The organism is Nocardiopsis trehalosi NBRC 14201, from assembly GCF_001552555.1.
In the GTDB taxonomy this organism is placed as follows: domain Bacteria; phylum Actinomycetota; class Actinomycetes; order Streptosporangiales; family Streptosporangiaceae; genus Nocardiopsis_B; species Nocardiopsis_B trehalosi.
Genome location: NZ_BCRK01000297.1, coordinates 1 through 4,223, shown reverse-complemented (window position 1 = coordinate 4,223; position 4,223 = coordinate 1). Strand labels below are relative to the sequence as shown.

General features: G+C 74.3%; 1 protein-coding gene and 1 pseudogene. Both read left to right on the top strand.

All coding sequences use genetic code 11. The annotated features are described in order from the left end of the window. A pseudogene (locus NT8_RS30165) lies at window positions 1-764 on the top strand (hypothetical protein); the annotation flags it as partial. Window positions 765-849: 85 nt separating this feature from the next. Continuing rightward, the gene (locus NT8_RS27435) at window positions 850-4,176 is read left to right on the top strand and encodes a right-handed parallel beta-helix repeat-containing protein (protein WP_067975832.1); all 3,327 of its coding nucleotides are present in this window, start codon (window positions 850-852) and stop codon (window positions 4,174-4,176) included. Window positions 4,177-4,223: the final 47 nt, after the last annotated feature.

Sequence of the window (4,223 nt, the reverse complement as noted above, 5' to 3'; positions counted from 1 at the left end):
GCGGGTCCGGGGGCGGGTCCGCGGAGGCGGCCGAGGCGGGCGGCGGCGCGCCGGCCGAGGGCGGCGGGGGCGACGACGGCCCCGGCGACGGCCCGGCCGGCGGCGGTGAGGCCGACGCGGCCCCCGCGGCGGCCCCCTCCCCCTCGCCCAGCCCGGAGGCGTCCCCCGACGACTCCGCGGGCTCCGACGACCCCGAGGCCGCCGCGGCCGTCCGGTCGGCCGACCCGAGCCCGTCCGCGTCGTCCTCGGCGCCCCCCGCGCCGTCCTTCACCGCGATCGCGGGGCCGGGCTGCGCGGCGGGGGGATCGGCCGCCTACGGGGCGGAGGGCGCGGGCTCCCCGGGCTGGGCCACGCGCTCGGGCGGGTACGGCGACGAGGGGTGCGACGGGGGTTACGACGCCATCCCCGTCTCCGGCACCACCGAGCACGGCGACGGCCGGTTCGCCCACTGGACCTTCGAACCCGGCTTCACCGACGCCTCCTGCGAACTCCTGGTGTACGTTCCCGATGACGCCAGTCCGCAGTGGGTCGCCGACCAGGAGGCGATGTACCAGATCTTCCCCGGTGGCGAGCCTTCGGGCACCGCCGTGGCCGTGTTCGGCGTCGAGCAGTCGGGCGCCAAGGGCGGCTGGGTGCGGGTGACGGGGTTCGAGTCGCCGAGCGAGCGGTTCACCGTCCAGCTCACCAACATCGGCGAGGACACCGTGGACGGGGACGCCACCTCGCACGTCGCGGCCTCGGCGATGCGGGCGAACTGCACCTGAGGCCCCGCGCCCGCCCGGGGGGCCGCCCCCCGACCGATGACGACCGCCGCGGCGGTCCGGAAACCGAAGAGAAGGAACGTACGCGATGGCCAGGCAGCTTCTCACCGTCGACCCGGGTACCGCGGACGCGTATCCGACCATCGGCGCGGCGGTCGCTGCGGCCGATGGCGGCGCGCTGATCTCGATCGCCCCCGGCCGCTACGAGGAGAGCCTCGTGCTGCGCAAGGTCGTCACCCTGGTGGCGCGCGACGGGCGCGGCACGGTGGAGGTGCTGGCCGAGGAGCGCAGCGCCGTGGCGTCGGCCGCCGAGGCGGTCAAGCTCTCGGGGCTGACCCTCAGCGGCCGCAACGACGAGCGGCCGGCGGTGGACATCGCGGCCGGCCAGGTCGAGATGGCCGACTGCGAGGTCAGCTCCACCGCGTGGGCGGCGGTGTCGGTGCGCGGCACCGGCGCGCTGGCCATGCGCGAATGCCGGGTGACCTGCTCGGGCGGCGCCGGCGTGGTGATCACCGCCGCCGAGCCGAGCGCGGTGGAGGACTGCCTGATCGAGGAGGTCAGCACCAGCGCCCTGGTGATCGGCGAGCGGGGCCGGCCGACCGTGCGCTCGTGCGTGCTGCGCGACACCGGCGGCAACGGCCTGTTCGCCAGCGGGAAGGCCGCGGGCACGGTGGAGGGCTGCGACATCTCCGGCACCGCCAAGCCGGCCATCGCGCTGGAGGACGACGCCTCCACCAGCGTGCGCGACACCCGCGTCCACGACACCAAGGGCGACGGCCTGATGATCTCCAGCCGCGCCCGGCCGGTGGTGGAGGACTGCGTCATCGAGGACGTCGCCGGGCGCGGCGTGGGCGTGCACAGCGGGGCGGACCCCCAGTTGTCGCGGGTGGTGGTCAACCGCGCCGAGAAGGCCGGCATCCACCTGTGGGGCAAGGCGCGGGGCCTGTTCGCCGACTGCGACGTGGCCGAGTCCGGGGGCGACGCCGTGCGCGCCGAGGACCGGGCGGCCAGCTCCTTCATCGGGCTGACCGTGCGCGGCGGGGCCGGGATCTCGCTGAGCGGCGGCGCCACCGTGGAGTTCGACCGGGGCATCGTCACCGGCACCTCGGGCCCGGGCATCGTGATCGAGGAGTGCGCGCCGTTCCTGCGCGGCGTCGCCGTCACCGACACCCGGGGCCAGGGCATCGTCTTCCGCAAGGACGCGCACGGCCGCCTGGAGGACGCGACGCTGGACCGCACCGGCAAGGCGGCGATCATGGTCAGCGAGGGCTCGCGGCCGCTGCTGACCGGGGTGCAGATCAGCGACAGCCAGGAGAACGGGGTATCGGTCGGCGCCAAGGCAAAGGCCGACCTGCGCGACTGCGATATCTCCGGCTGCGCCAACGAGGGCATCGCCGTGCACAACGGCGGCGAGGTGTCGGCGCTGCGCTCGCGGGTCTACAACGGGCGCCGCAACGGGGTGCTGGTGGCCGCGGGCGCGACCGCCCTGCTGCGGCACTGCGAGATCTTCGGCAACGGCAGCGACGGGGTGCTCGTGCACTCCACCGAGGACGTGGTGCTGGAGGACTGCTCGGTGCGCGAGAACGCGCGCTCGGGGCTGCGCCAGACCGTGAAGAGCGACCGCGTCCGCGCCGAGCAGTTGCTCAGCCACGACAACGGGTCGCCCGACGCCTACGGCGAGGACGCCGGGCCGGCGCCGACGCCGGCCGCCGCACCGCGCCGGGACGACGCGGACGGCCCCGCCGCCGAGGAGGGGCCCGAGCAGAGCGGCCCGCTGGCCGAGCTGGACGGGCTGGTGGGCCTGGCCAGTGTCAAGCACGAGGTCAAGACGCTCATCAAGCGCACGCAGATGAACCGGCGCCGCGCCGAGATGGGCCTGCCGACCCCCGTGATGGGCCGCCACCTGGTGTTCGGCGGACCGCCCGGTACGGGCAAGACCACCGTGGCGCGGCTCTACGGCCAGATCCTGGCCGAACTCGACGTGCTGCGCTACGGCCACGTGGTCGAGGTCGCCCGCGCCGACCTGGTGTCGCAGTACGTGGGCGGCACCGCGATCAAGACCACCGAGGTGTTCGAGCGCGCCAAGGGCGGCGTGCTGTTCGTGGACGAGGCGTACGCCCTGTCGGAGGGCAGCGAGGGCGGCAGCGGCCCCGACTTCGGCCGCGAGGCCATCGACACCCTGGTGAAGCTGATGGAGGACCACCGCGACGACGTGGTGGTCATCGTCGCCGGCTACACCGAGAACATGCAGCGGTTCCTCGCCGCCAACCCGGGCCTGGCGTCGCGGTTCTCCAAGACCATCGAGTTCCCGAACTACGAGCCCGACGAACTCGTCCAGATCGTGCGCAACATGTGCGAGGCAAACCACTACACGATGGACGAGGCCACGGTCGAGGCGCTCGGCGAGTACTTCGAGCACGTGCCCAAGGGGCCGGCGTTCGGCAACGGCCGCGACGCCCGCAAGATCTTCGAGGGCATGATCGACCGGCAGGCGTACCGGCTCGGCGGCGAGGCGCCCGACGACCCCGCCGAACTCGCCCGGCTGACGCCGGCCGACCTGGGGCCGGAGATCCTGGAGGGCGCCTCCGGCGGCGCCACCGAGGACGACCTGGCCGGCCTGCGCGCCGAACTGGACGGCATGATCGGCCTTGCGGGGGTCAAGAGCACGGTCAACGACCTCACCAACCTGGTGATCATGTCGCAGCGGCGCGCCGCCATGGGGCTGCCGATCGCGCCGATGAGCCACCACCTGGTCTTCGCCGGTCCGCCCGGTACCGGCAAGACCACGGTCGCCCGGCTGTACGGGCGGCTGCTGCACACGCTGGGCGTGCTGCCGGGCGGCCAGGTGATCGAGACCGCGCGCTCCGACCTCGTCGGGCGCTACATCGGCCACACCGCGCAGATGACCGCCGAGGTGTTCGAGCGCGCCAAGGGCGGCGTGCTGTTCGTGGACGAGGCGTACACGCTGGCGCCGGCGGGCGCCAGCGGCAACGACTTCGGCCAGGAGGCGATCGACACCCTGGTGAAGCTGATGGAGGACCACCGCGACGAGGTGGTGGTCATCGTCGCCGGCTACACCCACGAGATGGAGCGGTTCCTCGCGTCCAACCCGGGTCTGGCGTCGCGGTTCAACCACAAGGTGGAGTTCGCGTCCTACAGCGACGAGGAGCTGGTCACCATCGTGGAGAGCATGGCGACCGGTTCGGGGTACGTGTGCGGCGAGGAGACCCGGGCGGCGCTGCACGCGCACTTCTCCGCTGTGGAGCGCGACGCCACGTTCGGCAACGGCCGCTACGCGCGCCAGGTGCTGGAGCGGATGATCACCCGGCAGGCGGGGCGGCTGGTGCAGACCCCGGACGTGGCGGCCGAGGACTTCACGGCGCTGCTGCCCGAGGACATCCCCGCCCCGGCGTGACGCCGCCACGCCGCCACGCCGCCGCGCCGCCGCGGCGCGGCGGCGCG